Source organism: Rhizobium sp. CF142, from assembly GCF_000281145.1.
In the GTDB taxonomy this organism is placed as follows: Bacteria; Pseudomonadota; Alphaproteobacteria; order Rhizobiales; family Rhizobiaceae; genus Rhizobium.
In genome coordinates this window covers 132,489-149,679 of sequence record NZ_AJWE01000008.1, presented here as the reverse complement: position 1 = coordinate 149,679, position 17,191 = coordinate 132,489, and the positions used below count along the sequence as shown (strand labels likewise).

At 59.2% G+C, this 17,191-nt stretch carries 15 protein-coding genes; 7 read left to right on the top strand and 8 right to left on the bottom strand.

What is annotated here, in order from left to right:
* Positions 1-13: 13 nt before the first annotated feature.
* From PMI11_RS01910 to PMI11_RS01900, 3 genes are all read right to left on the bottom strand, one after another.
* A complete protein-coding gene (locus PMI11_RS01910) occupies positions 14-691 on the bottom strand; it encodes a DUF1028 domain-containing protein (RefSeq protein ID WP_007812713.1) in 678 nt (225 codons plus the stop codon).
* Positions 692-785: 94 nt separating this feature from the next.
* Complete coding sequence (locus PMI11_RS01905; RefSeq protein ID WP_007812711.1) at positions 786-1,199, bottom strand: RidA family protein; 414 nt, start codon at positions 1,197-1,199, stop codon at positions 786-788.
* Positions 1,200-1,252: 53 nt separating this feature from the next.
* On the bottom strand, positions 1,253-2,503 hold the full coding sequence (locus PMI11_RS01900) for a flavin-containing monooxygenase (protein ID WP_007812709.1): 1,251 nt from the start codon (positions 2,501-2,503) through the stop codon (positions 1,253-1,255).
* 248 nt (positions 2,504-2,751) lie between these two features.
* Here PMI11_RS01900 and PMI11_RS01895 point away from each other — a divergent pair, with 248 nt between their 5' ends.
* The 7 genes from PMI11_RS01895 (at position 2,752) to PMI11_RS01865 (ending at position 12,410) form a co-directional block, all read left to right on the top strand.
* Positions 2,752-3,705, top strand: a complete 954-nt coding sequence (locus PMI11_RS01895) for a LysR family transcriptional regulator (protein WP_007812707.1) — start codon at positions 2,752-2,754, stop codon at positions 3,703-3,705.
* 119 nt (positions 3,706-3,824) lie between these two features.
* Entirely contained in the window at positions 3,825-6,167 is a 2,343-nt protein-coding gene (locus PMI11_RS01890) for a glycoside hydrolase family 3 C-terminal domain-containing protein (RefSeq protein ID WP_007812705.1), read from the top strand.
* Positions 6,164-7,369: an acetylornithine deacetylase gene (gene argE, locus PMI11_RS01885; RefSeq protein WP_007812703.1), complete on the top strand. Its 1,206-nt coding sequence runs from the start codon at positions 6,164-6,166 to the stop codon at positions 7,367-7,369. The genes PMI11_RS01890 and argE overlap by 4 nt, the downstream gene beginning before the upstream one ends.
* A gap of 69 nt (positions 7,370-7,438) precedes the next feature.
* Positions 7,439-8,509, top strand: a complete 1,071-nt coding sequence (locus PMI11_RS01880) for a polyamine ABC transporter substrate-binding protein (RefSeq protein WP_007812701.1) — start codon at positions 7,439-7,441, stop codon at positions 8,507-8,509.
* Positions 8,510-8,628: 119 nt separating this feature from the next.
* The gene (locus tag PMI11_RS01875; RefSeq protein WP_007812699.1) at positions 8,629-10,365 is read left to right on the top strand and encodes an ABC transporter permease subunit; all 1,737 of its coding nucleotides are present in this window, start codon (positions 8,629-8,631) and stop codon (positions 10,363-10,365) included.
* A gap of 49 nt (positions 10,366-10,414) precedes the next feature.
* Positions 10,415-11,473, top strand: a complete 1,059-nt coding sequence (locus PMI11_RS01870) for an ABC transporter ATP-binding protein (protein WP_037070553.1) — start codon at positions 10,415-10,417, stop codon at positions 11,471-11,473.
* Positions 11,474-11,489: 16 nt separating this feature from the next.
* Complete coding sequence (locus PMI11_RS01865; protein WP_007812695.1) at positions 11,490-12,410, top strand: nucleoside hydrolase; 921 nt, start codon at positions 11,490-11,492, stop codon at positions 12,408-12,410.
* A gap of 46 nt (positions 12,411-12,456) precedes the next feature.
* Here the strand turns inward: PMI11_RS01865 and PMI11_RS37195 are convergent, their stop codons facing one another.
* From PMI11_RS37195 to PMI11_RS01845, 5 genes are all read right to left on the bottom strand, one after another.
* Positions 12,457-13,143, bottom strand: coding sequence for a hypothetical protein (locus PMI11_RS37195; RefSeq protein ID WP_007812693.1), 687 nt, complete (start codon positions 13,141-13,143; stop codon positions 12,457-12,459).
* A gap of 130 nt (positions 13,144-13,273) precedes the next feature.
* Entirely contained in the window at positions 13,274-13,642 is a 369-nt protein-coding gene (locus PMI11_RS01860; RefSeq protein WP_007812691.1) for a hypothetical protein, read from the bottom strand.
* Positions 13,643-13,866: 224 nt separating this feature from the next.
* Complete coding sequence (locus PMI11_RS01855; protein WP_007812689.1) at positions 13,867-14,526, bottom strand: DUF3313 domain-containing protein; 660 nt, start codon at positions 14,524-14,526, stop codon at positions 13,867-13,869.
* Positions 14,527-14,647: 121 nt separating this feature from the next.
* Complete coding sequence (locus tag PMI11_RS01850; RefSeq protein ID WP_007812688.1) at positions 14,648-16,015, bottom strand: ATP-binding protein; 1,368 nt, start codon at positions 16,013-16,015, stop codon at positions 14,648-14,650.
* Positions 16,012-16,779, bottom strand: coding sequence for a response regulator (locus tag PMI11_RS01845; RefSeq protein ID WP_007812686.1), 768 nt, complete (start codon positions 16,777-16,779; stop codon positions 16,012-16,014). The genes PMI11_RS01850 and PMI11_RS01845 overlap by 4 nt, the downstream gene beginning before the upstream one ends.
* Positions 16,780-17,191 lie beyond the last annotated feature (412 nt).

Here is a 17,191-nt window from a genome sequence, read left to right as displayed (position 1 = left end):
AAAAGACCATCGGTCACTCATCGCCAGGCACGCCGTATGACGGAGCAGCCATCGGGTTGAGTGCTCGTGTCACGTAATCTGCAGCTTGTGGTTTATAGATCTCCCATGCGTGGGCTACAGCTGATATTGGGCAGCCCTCATCAAGCCAGTCGATCCGCAGTTCGGCATAAGGCCAGGATTCCTTGTCGACGATAAGCAGGCCTGCCGAATGGACCGGGCCGGCTTCGCCGCCCGCATCAACGGCCGCCTTGAGCGCCGCGATCAGCCGGTCTCCCAAAGCACCTGTCGCTGCCTCGAACGTGTCGACCATCGCCTTCGGCACGCCGTCGTTTGCCAGTAAGTTGCCGGCCGCAATACACTGATGACCGGTGGCTGAGGTCCAGATCCCAAGAGCGTTGGTGCCGGAATGAATGGCCGTCCTGCCTTCCGCATCCACTGCCAGCAACTGGCGATAGTCCGGAAAATCATCGCTCTGTCGCGCCGCAGCGACGGCATCTGTCGCGCTCGCGCCGTTTGCAAGTTCCTCGATCATTTTTGGGCCAAGTGCTGGATTGGTGACATTCTGTGTCGCAACCGCGCCGATGCCGGCACGAGCCCATGCGCACCGCGCGGCCACAGCAGGAGAAGATGACGAAATCGCCACTCCGAACTGGCCGGTCTGTTCACAGCGAGCGGCGATGGAGAAGGTCATGGGAACTCCTGTATCAGGACAGTGGGATATTGTTTTCGGCATGGATTTGTGCCGGCCAACCTCGCTGGCCGGCACCAATGTCATCGGTCAGATATTAGTCCGGGATGACGGCGGTTGCGTCGATCTCGACGAGCCATTCCGGTCTTGCGAGCGCCACCACGACGAGGCCGGTGCAGACCGGGTGAACGCCCTTGATGTATTCGCCCATGGTCCGGTACACCGCCTGACGGTGGCGCACGTCGGTCAGATAGACAACCAGCTTGGTAACATGTTCCATCTGGCCGCCGGATTCCTGTACCAGCTGGCGGATGTTCTGCATGACTTTGTGGGTCTGCTCGACCGGGTCATGGCTTTCGATGTTCTTGGCGGTGTCGAGATCCTGCGGGCACTGGCCGCGCAGGAAGATCATCGTGCCGCGGGCAACAACGGCCTGGCAGAGGTCGTTGTCAAGGTTCTGCTCCGGGTAGGTTTCTTTGGTATTAAACGTGCGAATGCGCGTATGTGCCATTCTCTTCTCCATAGGATTATTCTTGCTAAATGCCGGCGCACCGGCGGCCTTGATCAGTTCTTCGGCGCATAGGCGAGATAATTGTCCTGGATCAGGATGTGGTCGGCCACGTGTTTCGCGTCGTGCCAGACGCCCCAGATGAAGCTGGACCCTCGCCCGGACAGCCACGGAAGGCCAAGGAAATAGATTCCCTTTTCCGCGGAAACGCCACGCTGATGCTTGGGGCGACCGGCATCGTCGAAAGCGTTCACCTTCAGCCAGCTGTAATCGGAGACGAAGCCCGTTGCCCAGATGATCGTCGTGACACCTGCATCCTGCAAGTTCAGTTCCTTCAGCGGGTTCGTCACGCAGTCGACCTGCGGCCCAAGCATACGTGCATCCGGTTCTTCCGGCAGATCGAGGCCGTTGCGCGTCACGAAGGCATCGGCCTCGTCGAGCAGCGCCAGATAGTTCTGGTCGCCGCGATCGAGATTGCGGGCGAGATCGTCGGCAAAGAACAGCGATCCGTCACTGTAAGCGCCGGTCATGCCGGTAAGCACCATGCCTTGCGCCGCCAGGCGGCGGAAATCGATCGTCTTGCCGCCGCCCGCACCACTAACGGCAATGGTCACATGCTCGGAGCCGGGAGCCTGCGCTTGTGCATCCCATTTTCCAAGAATGCCGAGCCACCAGACGAAGTCGCGGCCGCGGTAGGCCCGGGGAGGGCGGTCGTGCGGGCCGACGGAAAGGTAGACCTTGCGTCCCGAAAGCATCAGTTCCTCGGCGATCTGGACGCCGGACGAGCCGGCGCCGACCACCAGCACGGCGCCCTCCGCAAGTTGGGAGGGATTGCGATAATCGCTCGAATGCATCTGCATAGTACCGGCGTCCGCAGGTACTATTGGCGGGATGCTCGGGCTTTGGAACGGTCCGGTGGCCGCGACGACATTGAGGGCCTCGATCACGCCATCCGATGTTTCGACGCGAAAGCCGGGGCGGTCTTCAAGCCGTTCGACTTTGGTCACGTCGACGCCGCAGTGGATCGGCGCCTTGTGCATGTCGGCATAAGCTTCGAAATAATCGGCGACGGCATCCTTGGGCACGAAGCAATCCGGGTCGCCAGGAAAGTTCATGCCGGGAAAGCGATCGTGCCAGGCGGGCCCGTTGGCAACGAGCGAATCCCAGCGCATCGAACGCCAGCGTTCGGCGATGCGTCCGCGTTCAAGGACGATGTAGTCGATGCCGTGGCGACTGAGATGCTCGCTCATCGCCACACCTGCCTGGCCGGCTCCGACAACCAGCGTATGGATCTTCTCGACTGACATGCACTCGCCCTCTTCTGTTTCGCCACGACCCGCCGATCGGAGTCAGCTATCGTTCCGCTCTAGCGAACGGTTGGCATTCGGAAAATTACGATTTGCTGCAGCACTGGTTAGGATTGCCGAAAGCAGAGCGCGGGAGAACATTTACATTTTAGCAAATGGCAAATATTAAGCTGACCTCCGTAGCCTTCGCATTGGCATGGGCATACGCGTCAGCCCTTTGGGCATGACACTTGGCATCAGGGCCTCAAATGCGCTTCACACTGCGTCAACTCGAATATTTCATCGCGACGGCCGAGGCCGGTTCGATCACTTTGGCATCGGACCGTATCCGCGTTTCGCAACCTTCTATCTCGACTGCAATCTCCCAGCTTGAAATCGAGCTCAACACCCAGCTTTTCTTGAGGCGCCATGCCCAGGGATTGTCGCTGACGCCTGCCGGCCAGAAGCTGTTGCTGCAAGCCAAGACGGTCATCGAGCAGGTGCAAAATCTCTACACGGCGGCTTCTGAGGCGACGGATCAGGTCCGCGGAACTTTGTCACTCGGCTGTCTCTTGACCTTTGCGCCGATGTTGCTGCCAGAGGTCAGCCAGAGTTTTAAAGCCGCTTATAACGGTGTCACCGTAAGGCCCACAGTCGCCGATCATCGAACGCTCCTGACGCGGCTGGAGCGGGCCGAGCTGGATATCGCGCTCTCCTATGACCTGCTGATTCCGGAGGGATTTGAGTTTACGCCGCTTGCGGAGTTGCCGCCTTACGTTCAGGTGGCCGAAACCGATCCGCTGGCGGAACGCTCCGCGATTTCGCTGGCCGAACTCGAGGAGCATGAATTCATTCTTCTCGATCTGCCGCTCTCTCGAGATTATTTCCTAGGGCTTTTTGCGGCAGCCGGCGCCAACCCGAATATCGTCGCACAGATCCAGCATCAGGAAGTCATTCGCACGATGGTCGGCAACCGCTATGGCTACACGCTCGCCAACGTCCGGCCCAAAAACAAGGCGGCGCTGGATGGTCGGCGGCTCGTCAGTCTTCGTTTGTCCGGTGAACACAAGCCGATGCGCATCGGCCTGATCCGTGTCGGGCAACAGGTGTCCACCCGGCTTGTACGGACCTTCGAAGAGCATTGCAGCAACCTCATTTCCGACAATTACGTGCCCGGCATGGAAGCTCCGATCCTCAATCTGCGTCGCACCAGCCAGAGCTAGGCTCGCTTTTTTCAAAGCACCAGTTCCGAATATCCTATTTTTCTTTTTGATCGTCGGCTGACAGTGTGCGCGCCAAACGCCGCCTGACCAGCGCGGCGTGCCGCATCACGGAGTCCAGCATGCAAGAGAAGAGCCAGTCCGCAAGCCAGACAATCGCATCGATCGTCGAAAGGATGACCAATCAGGAAAAGGTCGATCTCCTTTCCGGTTTCGGAATGTGGAAGACCGCGGCGGTTCCCGCTTACGGCATCAAGCCGATCGTCATGACCGACGGAACGTATGGTGTGCGCTACTCGATTCCGCAGATCGACAGCGACGAGCGTGGCGGCATGGATCTCGATGCCTTCCTGTCGGTGGTCAACCAGCGCGCCAGCGACGTCGCCATCGCATGGGGCGAAATGAAGCCGGCGACCTGCTTCCCTAACGGCTCGGCCATGGGCAACAGCTGGGACGAAGGCCTGATGCAGCGGCTGGGCGTGCTGCTCGGCCAGGAATGCCGTGCCATGGGCGTGAATCTGCTTCTGGGCCCCGGCATCAACCTGCGCCGCACGCCGCTTGCCGGCCGGTCCTATGAATATTATTCGGAAGATCCGCTGGTCACCGGCAAGTTGTCGGCTGCCGTCATCGAGGGCATTCAGTCCCAGGGCGTCGGCACGTCGCTCAAGCATTTCGCCTGCAATAATTCCGAAGTCGAGCGTACGACAATGGACAGTATCGTCGAAGAACGCGCGCTGCGGGAAATCTATCTCAAGGGTTTCGAGATCGCCATCAAGCAGTCCAAGCCCTGGACGATCATGTCCTCCTACAATCGCCTGAACGGCGTCCAAACCTCGCAGGATCCGTGGCTTCTCGATCAGGTCCTGCGCAAGGACTGGGGTTTTGACGGCGCCGTCGTTTCGGACTGGCATGGCATCAAGGAACGTCCTGTGTCGCTGATGGCCGGTGGCGATCTCGACATGCCGGAAAGCCCGCGTCGCAAGGTCGATCTTCTCGCAGCGCTAGACAGCGGCGCTGTTCCGGCGGAGGTCGCGAACCTGTCATGCCGGCGTATGCTGGACATGATCAAGCGCTGCAACGAAGGTGCAAAGGCGCCGCTGCCGGTCTATACCGCGGAGGAACATCATGCCGAAGCGCGCGCGATGGCCGCGGCTTCCATGGTGCTTGTGCGCAATGAAGGTCTCCTGCCGATTCGGCCGGGTATGAGAAATATCCTCGTGGTCGGTCGTGATGCGGGCACCCCGGTCATTCAAGGCTCCGGCTGCGCCACCACCATCCCGACGATGGTCGATCAGCCGCTGGAACAGCTGGAACGGGCTATTGGAACAGGCCATGTTCTGACGTTCCGCGAGGAGGCAGATGCGGAAACGCTGGCGCTCGCGGCCAAGGCGGATCTGGTTCTGGTCTATACGTCGACGGAAGGTGCCTATGATGGCGAGGGTTCGGACAGAACCACGCTGGCGCTCGGCCCCGGTCAGGACGCGATGATCGCCGCTCTTGCAGCGGTGTCGGATAAGGTGGCGGTGGTGATCGCCTGCCCGGATGCGGTAGAAATGCCGTGGGTCGATGATGTCAAGGCAGTGCTTGTCACCTTCTATTCTGGCCAGGCGATGGGCGGTGCCGTCGCCGACGTGCTGACCGGCAAGGTCAATCCGTCCGGCAAGCTGTCCGTTACCTTCCCGAAGCGTCTCGCCGATGTACCCGGCTTCCTGCATTACCCGGGTGAAAACGGCCGGCATATCTACAGCGAAGGCATCCATGTCGGCTACCGCGCCTACGATCTGCGGGAAATCGAACCCCTGTTCGCTTTCGGCCACGGCCTGAGCTACACGACGTTCGCCTATTCCGACCTCACGGTGTCATCGGCGCAGATCGGGCTTCGCGACGAGATTACCGTCACCTTCACCGTGACCAATACGGGTGACCGGGCAGGTGCTGAAGTCGCGCAGCTTTATCTGCAGGCACCCGGCAAGCGGCTGAAGCGTTCGCCGCAGGAACTCAAGGGTTTTGCCAAGCCGGTGCTGGCGCCCGGCGAAAGCAAGCGGATCGAACTTGCCATCAAGGGTCTTGATCTGGCGATCTGGGATCCGGCGCTTGGGCGCTGGGTGCTGGAAGGCGTCGATGCGCGCCTTGTCGTCGGTGCCTCTTCGCGCGATCCAAAACTCTCCGCCCATCTGACGATCAAGCCTTCGGTCCTGCCGTTCCGCCGGATCGCCTATGATACGCAGCCGGCCTATGTGCTGCCGAACGCCATCGCCTGTGAGCACATCTGCACCTATCTGACGAACCGCTGCAATATTTCGAAGGAGGATGCGATGCGCATGCTCACGCATTGCTCGAACTCGTTCTTCGGTATTTTCACCTCGCTCGAGCGCCGTCTTCGTCTGTCCATTCCGGAAGCCGAGGTTGCCGGGTTGATTGCAGAGATCAACGCCGCAATGGACGAGGCGGAGGCAAAACTGTGACCTCGACGCAGGATTGGCTGGAGCGACTGGTTGCCCATCCCACCGTCAGTTCGGACACCAACCTGCCGCTGATCGAGGAGATCGAGACCGCGTTGGCGAGTGCCGGCGCCGTCTGCGAGCGCTTCTACGATGCTACCGGCCAAAAGGCGGCGCTTCTGGCGCGTCTGGGCCCGGACGCACCCGGCGGGCTGATGCTCTCCGGGCATGTCGACGTGGTGCCGGTCGCCGGACAGGACTGGACGGTGCCTCCTTTTAACCTGACCCGGAAGAATGGCAGACTTTACGGGCGCGGCACGACCGACATGAAGGGGTTTGTCGCTTCGGCATTGGCGCTGGCCGAGACGATCGAAATCAAAAGTCTGGCGGCTCCGCTGTGGCTGGCCATCTCCTATGACGAGGAAATCGGCTGTGTCGGCGTCAGGCCGATGCTTGAGGAAATCGCTGCTCGCGACATCCTGCCGGATCTGATCGTCGTCGGTGAGCCGACATCGATGCAGCTCGGCCTTGGTCACAAGGGCAAGATGGCTTTCCATGTGAAGGCCACCGGCGTTCCACGCCATTCGGCTGAAGCGCCGCTAGCTCTCAATGCGTTACATATCGCCACGGACTTCATAGCGAGCCTGCGGCGCTTGCAGGACGAGATCGAGGCCCGCGGCCCGCGTGAGCCGGGTTATTCCGTGCCCTATGCAACGGTGCATGTCGGCAAATTGACGGGCGGAACTGCGGTCAATCTCGTGCCGGATCACGCTGAACTGTTGATGGAATGCCGGATGATGGCGGCGGACGATCCTCTTGCTCTAGCCGAGCAGGTCCGCAAGGCCGGCGCCGCCAGCGTTGCCCCGCATAGGGAGCGATTTAAGGAAGCATCGATCGATATTGAGATCACCGGCAATTATCCCGGCCACTCGATTGATGGAAGCCATCCTGTGGTTCAGGCCTTTGCCTCGTCCCTGCCGAAAGGCAGCAAGGAATGCCGTGTCAGTTTCGGAACGGAGGCTGGGCTGTTTGCGCAGGCGTTGGACGTGCCGGTGGTGATCTGCGGGCCTGGCAGTATGGACCAGGGACATCGCCCGGACGAATTCATCGAGGAAACGCAGCTTGCCGTCTGCGATGCGGTGCTCGCTGCCGCCGTTATTCGCTTTTGCGCAAGCCGTCGCCTGCTTGCTTCGTATGTCCCAAAGCAGATGCACGGAAAAATGTAATTTACCGAAGCCGCGGCGACGGGAAAAGTAGAGTTGACGAAGGTCAAACAAAAATACCGGAGGGTAAAAATGAATAACAACGTATCACGCCGTGGTTTCATAAAGACGACCACCGGGCTTGCTGCCGTGGCGCTTGCTGCTCCGGCGCTTCTGAAAGGCAACCGCGCATTTGCCGGCGAAACTCTGGTCGTGCGCGACATGGGCGGCGCCTTCTACGAAGGCTTCAAGGTCGCCTTCTACGACACCTTTGCTGCCGAGACAGGTGTCATCATCCAGACCAATACCAACGAGCCCGACCCGATCCCGCAGTACAAGATGGCGATCGATACGGACACGAAGCTGTTCGACGTCGCCCTGATGACGCCGGAGCACGTGCTGCGCATCCGCCAACTCGGCGACAATTACATGCTGCCGCTCAACATCGAAGTGCCCAACAAGGACGATTTCACGCCTCACACGTTCGAGCCGGATTTTGCCGGTGTCGCGATCTTCGCGCTGGCCATGGGCTACCGCAAGGATACGGTAAAGACGGTTCCGACAAGCTGGGCCGATTTCTGGAACACCGAAGCCTTCCAGGGCCGCCGCGGCCTGTGGCGCAGCCCGGTCACGACGCTCGAAATGGCGCTGCTCGCCGATGGCGTGCCGCTCGACAAGCTCTATCCGCTCGACGTCGAGCGCGCCTTCAAGAGCCTTGACAAGATCAAGTCCCACATCAACATCTGGTGGACGTCCGGCGCCCACGCGACCCAGCTTTTGAAGGACGGCGAACTGGACCTGATGTCGACCTGGTCGACCCGCGCGCAGGCCGCCATCAATGCCGGCGCACCGGCGGGCATCGTCTGGAACGGCGGCCTGTTCAACATCGACGGCTGGACCATCGCCGGCAATACCGAGAAGGCCGATCTCGCCCGCAAGTTCATCGAGTGGTGCCTGGATCCCAAGCGTCAGGCTGCCTATACGGACATCCTTGCCTGCGGCCCGACCAACATGAAGGCCTACGAGCATCTGAGCGCAGAAAAGGCGGCTCTGCTGCCGACGGCGCCAGACAATATCAAGGGCCTGACAGTTCTCAATGCCGCCTACTGGGCAGAACATCAGGACGAGCTGACACAGCGTTTCGAGCAGTGGATCCTGAGCTGATTTCAGCTTGAAAGACCACCCGATCTTCAAGTCCCGCCTTTCGGCGGGGCTCCGTATCTGACAATGGGTGGCCCGGTTCCGTAAAATGCGGACGGGCCATTTCAACGAACGGGACCATCATGGCTGAACTCTCCGCCAACAACACATTCTCTCGGCAGCGCCTGAGGCTCGACAGCCTGTGGCTTTCCGCGCCGGGGCTTGTTTATATGGCGCTGTTGCTGATCCTGCCGGCCGGCGCGCTGATCTGGCAGTCCTTCGTTAACCCGAAGACCGGCGCTTTCGATCTGACCGTCTACGAGCAGATGTTCTCGGCGGGGGTCTATGTGAAGGTCCTTGCCAACACATTCGCCATCTCGGCGCAAGTCACCATCGTGTGTCTTCTGGTCGGTTATCCGATCGCCGTCTGGCTGGCCGGCATGCCGGAGCGGCGCCGGCGCATGGCCATGTGGCTTGTCCTGCTGCCCTTCTGGGTGAGCCCGCTTCTCAAGAACTTTGCCTGGATCGTGCTTTTGGCCCGCAAAGGCATTGTGGCGCAGATGCTGACCGGCATGGGTTTCGATACCGAGCTCAACCTGCTTTATGGTCGCGGTGCCGTCGTCTTCGGCATGGCGCATGCCATGCTGCCGATCGCCATCCTCACCATGTTGCCGACCATGCTGGCCATCGACGGGCGCCTGATGCCCGCTGCAATGACGATGGGCGCAAGCCGCAGCCAGTCCTTTTGGCGCATCTTCATGCCGCTTTCGATGCCTGGCGTCGCTGCCGCCGGCCTGCTGATCTTCGTCATGGGTCTCGGCTTCTTCATCACGCCGGCTCTGCTCGGATCGCCGAGCGAGACCGTCATCGGCCAGATGATGATCACGCAGGTGCAGAAACTCTTCAACATGCGGCTTGCCGGTGCGCTTGCAGCGCTGCTTCTGGCGGTGACGCTTATCACCATCGCGGTCTATGACCGCTTCTTCGGAATGTCGGCCGTATCGGGCAATGGTGCGGTCGCAAGACGCGGCGGTATCATCGGAGCGATCGGCGGCTTGATCATCGAGATCGGCGCTGCCGGCAGCGATTTCGTCGCTCGCCTGCTGCCGGCGCGCCTCAGTCGCAGTTTCTTCATCGTCTTCGTCTGGATCGTGATTGCCGTGATGATCGTACCGGTTCTCGCCTTCCCGCCGATGGCCTTTTCCGGCTCGACCTTCCTTGAATTCCCGCCCAAGAGCTTTTCGCTGCGCTGGTTCCAGGCCTATATCGGTTCCGACCAGTGGATGGGGGCGACCACGCGTTCCGCCGTCATCGCTATCGTCACCGGTGTTCTCGCTACGATCATTTCGGGCATGGCCGCCTATGGCCTGGCGCGCACGCGGCGCAAGGCGGGTGGCCTGATCTTCCTCTCCTTCATGCTGCCCATGGTCGTGCCAAACATTGTGATCGGCGTGTCGCTATTCTACGTGCTCGCGAAGGTCGGTCTGATCGCCACCGATACCGGCATCATCCTCGGCCACACGCTGTCCGCAATACCGGTCGTGTTCGTGATCCTGCTCACCACCTTCCGCAGCGTCGACTGGCGTTTGCTGCAGGCGGCAGCAACGCTTGGCGCCAGCCGCTGGCAGCAGATCCGTCTCGTGCTTCTGCCGCTGGTAAAGGGCGGTGCCGTGGCGGCATTCCTGTTCGGCTTGCTGCATTCTTTCGAGGAACTCACCATCGCGCTGTTCGTCGGTGCGGGCGTGAAGCAGACGCTGCCCAAGCAGATGTGGGACGATATCATTCTCAGCATTTCCCCGACCCTGGCTGCGGCCTCGGTCTTCATCGTGGCGGTGGTGACAGTGCTTTTCGTCATCGCCGAAAAGGCAAGGCCGCGCTGACATGCGTGCACCTGCCTCTCCAATCACGACCAAAGGAACCACTTTCGACATGTCAGCCGCTTCTGCCAACACGCCGGAAATCAAGCTTCAGGTTCAGGGGCTTGCCAAGCTCTACGGCCAGACCACAGCACTCGATCACGTCGATCTCGAAGTTCGAAAGGGTGAACTTCTGACGCTTCTCGGACCTTCTGGTTCCGGCAAGACCACGCTCCTGCAGCTCATCTGCGGCCTGCAGGAACCAACGTTTGGCACCGTCGTAATCGACGGCAAGGACCAGACCCACGCACCGGTCAATAAGCGCGACATTGGCGTCGTGTTCCAGAACTACGCGCTCTTCCCGCATATGACGGTGGCGGAAAACGTCGGCTTTGCATTGAAGATGCGCAACCTGCCGAAGGCCGAAATCAGTACCAAGGTGGCCAAGGCGCTGGAAACCGTCGGGCTTGCCCATGCGGCCGAACGCTCCCCCTCGCAGCTGTCCGGCGGCCAGCAGCAACGCGTGGCGCTCGCCCGCTGCCTCGTCTATGATCCGGCCATTATTCTGATGGATGAACCGCTCGGCGCGCTCGATGCCAAACTGCGCGAAGTGATGCAGATCGAGATCAAGCGCATTCACCGCGAGACGGGTGCCACGATCATCTTCGTCACTCACGACCAGCAGGAAGCGCTCGCGCTTTCCGATCGCATATGTCTGATGAACAACGGCAAGATCGCTCAACTCGGCACGCCCCGGCAGATGTACGACGAGCCCGAGAACTTGTTCGTGGCGGATTTTATCGGCGTGTCCTCGATTATTCACGGCACGGTCAAGGCCGGTGCGCTTGAAACGGCTATTGGCGCGTTGCCGATCGCCGGTGCCGCTCCGGCCGAAGGGGCCAAGGGCGCGCTCGTCGTCCGCCCCGAAATGATCACGCTTGGCGAAGGTTTCTGTGAGGGGCGTGTGCGCGAAACGGTCTACGGCGGTTCGGAACTGCGTGTCATCATCGATGCCGATGCACAAGAAATCATTGCCCGCGCACCAGCCCAGGCCGGCGATGTGGCCGTCGGCTCGACGGTCCGTTTCGGCTGGTCGGCGGAAGCTGCCCGCTTCCTGGCCGACAAGGATTGATCCAGGGAGCTAAGCGATGACCGCCTTGCGTTTTCTCTATGATTGCGATCCTGGCGCTGATGATGCGCTCGCCATGCTGCTTGCGCTTGGTCGGCCGGATGCGCTGGACATGATCGCTGTAACCTGTGTCGCCGGCAATGTGGGGCTTGAGCCGGTGCTGAACAACGCGAGGCGCATTCTCGAACTGGCTGGACGCCAGGATATTCCGGTCTATTCCGGCGCTGCACGACCGATCATGGCTTCGCGGGGTCGCGTTTCCATTATGCATGGTTCAGACGGCCTTGCCGGCAGCACGTTGCCCGCGCCGACGATGCCGCTTGCGCCCGGTCATGCGGCCAATGAAATTTCGCGGATCGCACGAGCGGAAGGAAAGCTGCATATCTGCGCGACCGGCCCGCTGACCAATCTGGCGCTAGCGCTGCTTCTCGATCCTGAACTGCCGGAATTCCTCAGCGCCATCACCATCATGGGTGGTGCTGCATTCTGCCCCGGCAACACGACGCCGCTTGCGGAGTTCAACTTTGCCGTGGATCCTCATGCCGCAGCGATCGTTTTCGACAGCGGTATCCCGCTCACCATGCTCGGCCTCGACGTCACGCGCCAGGCCGTCGTCACAGCCGATATGATCCATCAGGTGCAGCAGATCGGTACGGCCGTCGCACAGGAAGCGGCGCATCTGCTGATCAACTACGGCTCGAAAGATCCGTGCCTGCACGATCCCGCGGCGATTGCCTGGATGTTGAAGCCCGAAATGTTCGAAACTGTGCGGGCACATGTCTCCATTTGCACCGACGGTGGCGCAACCGCTGGACAAGTGATCGCCGCTGTAAGCGAGCGACATGTTGCAGGACGATCACCGAACTCCTCGATCGTCACGGGCGTTGATGCGAAGGCGTTCGCGCAATTGTTTGTGAAGGCACTCGGCGGAAAACAGTAGTCGCCTGCGCACGGCGATGAAGGATCGATGAGTCGCTTCGCCCCACTTATTCCAGCCCGGCTATCTTCCCGATCGCATCTCGCCCCATTTTGAGGGCTGCGAACGGAAGGGCAGCCGTGCGATCGAGCACATATCCAGCGCCTCGTAGTGCGGATAGATTCGACCCGTGCTCGTCAGTGCGTATGTTCAGCGTGACATCTTTCGGGGCGAATTCGGTCGGCTGAGAACCAATAACCAGCGGGTCCCGCGTCTCACATTCTGGATTGCATCGATCAAACCGAACAACGTCTGCCGGCACTATGGTCAGAGCCGCATTTGCGCCCTCGGCTTTCCTGGCGACCAGCGGCTGACGCACTGGACGCCTTATTGGAACAACAACGGCAGTTGGAGGCGGGATGTCCGATTCAACTACGTTGCTGAAAGCGGAAGAGGCATCAACATTTCTCTGAATTGCGGATCTATCTACTTGAAATAACTTGCCAATTGCGGGCTCTTCAGGAGGTTTGCCTTTGGGAGGTAAATCCTGCAATGAACCCTGAAGGCCATAAAGAACGACACAGGCCGCAGCTAGTCCGGCGATCGCGCCTGTCGACAACCGTGCACGATTTGAACGCAGCCTGGAGGCGGTCAGATCAAGGTCGTATCGATGCCGCCACACCCTTTCGGCACGAATGACACCGTCGTTCGAGGCATAAGGCGGCGGCAGTAAATCGCCGCCATGGGAGTTTGTCATGTCCTATCCTTTCGCGGAGACAGACGCGCAGGTTCGATCCAAGGAAGCCTGTCGTGTTGAAAAAGCCGGTCCAGATCGCCCGGATTTAAGCGGCGCAGGAGGCTGTTGAAGGTAGCCATTATCAAGCTCTTCAACGTCGGTCGTGGACCACACCCATGATGTCACCAGAACGCGAAACGCTAACCAGCAGATCGTCACCGCCGCGCGAGGCCTGGACGAGATAGCGCTCGCCGACATCTTCGATATTTCTGACCCTGTAACCACGATCTTCGAGCAAACTTATCACGTCATCGGGCCCAAAGTTGGCCCGCCGGCCATACCAACGGTTCTCGGCATCATGATTGCGGTTCCAGGCGTGAAGGAAGCTTGCCTCCGCATTTCTGTCCCCGGAATAGGGATCGGAATATTGGTCCCCATAGATTACGATCTGTGAGAAGGCGGGCGCAACGGCAGCCACGTCGAGGGTCGCCGCCACAATCAGGATACTAACGCGTTTCATTGACTTTCTCCTTCGACTGAAGATCGTTAAGGCGATCCGGGCGCGCCACTCCTGCTTGTGTATGGCGCTGGAGCTATCTCTTTGTGTTTCTCGAAACCTGTTGAGATCTCCCGGGTAAACCGACAGGTACAGAAACGACAATGCCTCTCTTCGCTATTGCGGTGTGTCGTTTGTTGTTGAGAAATGTTGTGACGACAGCCGCTGCGATCGATGGAGCTTTCACGCTAACGCAGTTGCTCGAGAAGGGCGTCGGCGCCCTTGTCGATTGCGACCTTGGAAGCCTTCAGCGCACCGAAACTGGCACCGACATTCATGGCGTTCGGGTATTGCTTGGCGACATAGGCCGATAGCAACTGGTTGCTGGACGCGTCGTAGATTTCTACGGCATAGGCGACTGAACCGGTCATGGAACCTTCCTTGCCGCGCGCCGCCTGAACTGCGTTGTAGACACCTCCTCCGACATCAAGATGTGAGAAGGGTCCAAGAACCGGAGTTGTCGTCTTCGCCCCCGTCAATGTCAGGTGCACTCGCAAGGTGCCCGGAGTTGGCGTGCCGACGACGGAAAACCGCGCTCCAAGCTTCGCCGCGAATTGGGATTGCATATAGCTCGCAAGAGCAGCCTTGTCCGTCTCGCTGATTTTGACAAACTGGTTGTCCTGCCCCCGGTAGATGGTCACCGGGTCGACGATGACCTTGTCATAATGCTTCCAGTCGATATTACTGTTATACCGATATGGAACGCGGCCTGTGCGATCGGCAGGATTCGGCTTGAGGTGAGCCGCCGAAGCTAGCCCAGTATAGGCTGTCGGATCTGTGGTGGTGCAGCTCGCGAGCGCGGAGCTGGCAAGAATGAGGGCAATGCCGGCTTTAAACGTGATCTTCAATGTTCTGGCTCCAGCCGGTGAAACGCCGAGTGGCGCGTGTGGCTGGAAGGAGCGATACCTGATAGTTGCGTTACTGTGTTTTCTGTAATGTTAGGAAATGTTCGCGATCGATTGGCCGGGTTTAAGCCTTGAAGATACCGCTCGGAATTTCCGCGGATTCCGGCGGCAGTACAGATGGCAACCGGATCTCCACCACAAGCCCGCTCGGTTCTCGATCAAGCAACCTGAGCTCCCCCTTATGGCCTGTCGTCACAATGCCTCGGGCGATCGTCAGTCCGAGGCCGAACCCGCCGCTTTTGCCACCCGTCTGCCGCGATTCGTCCGCCTTGAAAAACGGCTCGATAACCTTCTTCTTCAATTCGTCAGAAATACCCGGTCCATCGTCGGATACCGTTATTGTAACGCCATCGTCCTGTTCATGACGAAGCTTGATTTCAACGTGTTGAGCGTATCTGGAAGCGTTATCGATGAGATTTGTGACCGCTCGCGTTAATCCTTGGGGCATGCAGGTATATTTCAGGCGCCGTGGACCAATGTAACGCACGTCGACACCTGTATCTGCGAAATCGTCCGCGATCGTTTGAAGCAAGCTCGACAGATCCACTTTGCGCGGAGGCTCGAATCTGTTGTCCAGAAAGCCGAGGCTGGCGTCAATCAGAGAGGACAGCACGCCGATATCGGCCAGCATGAGCTCCTTCAGTTCAGGCTCATTCGATCGATCGATGCGCATTCGCAACCTGGTCAATGGAGTCCGAAGGTCGTGACTGATGGCGCGCAGTACTCTTGTTCGATCGCGAAGCATCGTCTGAATTCGGCCTTGCATGATATTGAGGGACGCAGCAAGGCTCCTAATCTCTAGAGCTCCCTCGGCTTTAAAGGGTTCCTCCGAATTGTCATCCATGCTCACCCTTTGCGCCGCGGCAGCAAACCGGACGAGAGGGTCAGTGATCAGCCATCCACCGACATAGGCAAGCAATATAAGGGGAATGACGATCTTCAGAAGGCCACTGGCCACAGCCGGCACCAGCCAGACGCTGCTCGGAAATTGCGGCAGCTCAAAGGACAGCGCACGGTGATCGTCGACCTTAACGACCAGTGCGGATCTCCTGCCCCCGCGACCAAATGCGTTTCTCAACGACGTCAAAATACCATCATTGATCAGCTCTTTCACCCGCAAGGCGACTTCGTTCGTTGCTGTTCCCGTGTGATAAAACATTGAGGCTTGTGACGGCGAACTCCGTTGTGCAGGTATACCGAGCGCCGCAGAGAAGCGAAGTGCTGCATCCTCTTCCTGCGGGTTCCGGCTACGGCCAAATAGCTCAAGGACCATTTCTACGCGACCCGAGAACAGGCCGATCTCGATCCCCTTGTCATGCCTTCCATAAATGAAGGGCTCAGACACGGCCGCGATCCAAGATACCAGGACAACGAGCAGGATTGCTAGGAAGAGGAGTTGTTTGCGGATTGAGGCGGTGCGGAGCGCCTTCATGCTATTCGCTCGACCTTGGATGCGAAGAGATATCCTCCAAGCCGGACTGTTTTGATAAAGGTCGGATCCTTGAGATTGGGTTCGATCTTCTGTCTGACACGACTGATATGCGCATCGATGCTACGCTCGATCGGCCCAGCCGATCCAGCATGCGTCATCGCCAAAAGCTGTTCACGGGTGAGAACCTTGTTCGGATGGCAGCAAAAAGCCCAGAGTAGGTCGAACTCCGCCGTCGTCATGGAGACTTGGGCGCCTTCCGCATCGAACAGTTGACGGCTTCGCGGGTCAATCTTCCATCCCGAAAACGTCAGCGGGCCGAGCTCTGCTGCTGACTCCCTGTGATCGGAGGTCCTTCGAAGAAGATTCTTGATGCGGGCCACCAACTCGCGGGAATTGAACGGTTTCGTGACGTAGTCGTCGGCGCCCAGCTCAAGCCCCAGGATGCGGTCTATATCTTCCCGTAATGCCGTAAGCATCAGGATCGGCGTTCTTCCGGAAGATCGCAGTCGTCTGCAAATACTGAAGCCGTCTTCCCCGGGCAGCATTCCGTCAAGCAGGACCAGATCAAAACTCTGGTTGGCAAGAACTCGATCCATTTCCGTTCCGCCCGCCACCGAGACGGCCTGAAAACCATGGCCCTTAACGAGATCGACCAGCATGCCTGCAATATCGCTGTCGTCTTCCACGATGAGAATTCGGGCTTGCGGAGGGACTGTCAATTCGAGCGCTGCAGTTCTTGCTGGCGGCGGGTGGGACGTTGCCATGTCGATCAACTATCTCTTCAAGTCTATAATTCGGCAAGCGGGTTGGATTGCTAGGCCTCATAAGCCACGCACTCCTCTTATTCTATGCGGTCGCATGCAAAACTATATTCGAAAATGTTGCAAAACATTGCGCCACTGACCCGCAGAAGGCCAACGAAAGGATGCCGGACACCAATTCGATATGGCTCGGGTATCCTATGTCAATTTGGAAGGCTGCTTCGCATTTCGAAAGGGTCGGACCGAAATACGAAATCTACGATTACAGTAGCAAGGTAACATCCGCGGACTGTCATTAAGGAAAACAAGACGACCGACGTGCCCATCACGATATATCGCCTCAGCTGCGAGCGCCTTGGAAGCCTCTCCGCAAACACTCTCGCAACATTCTGGACAATACGGCCGATCGCCACCG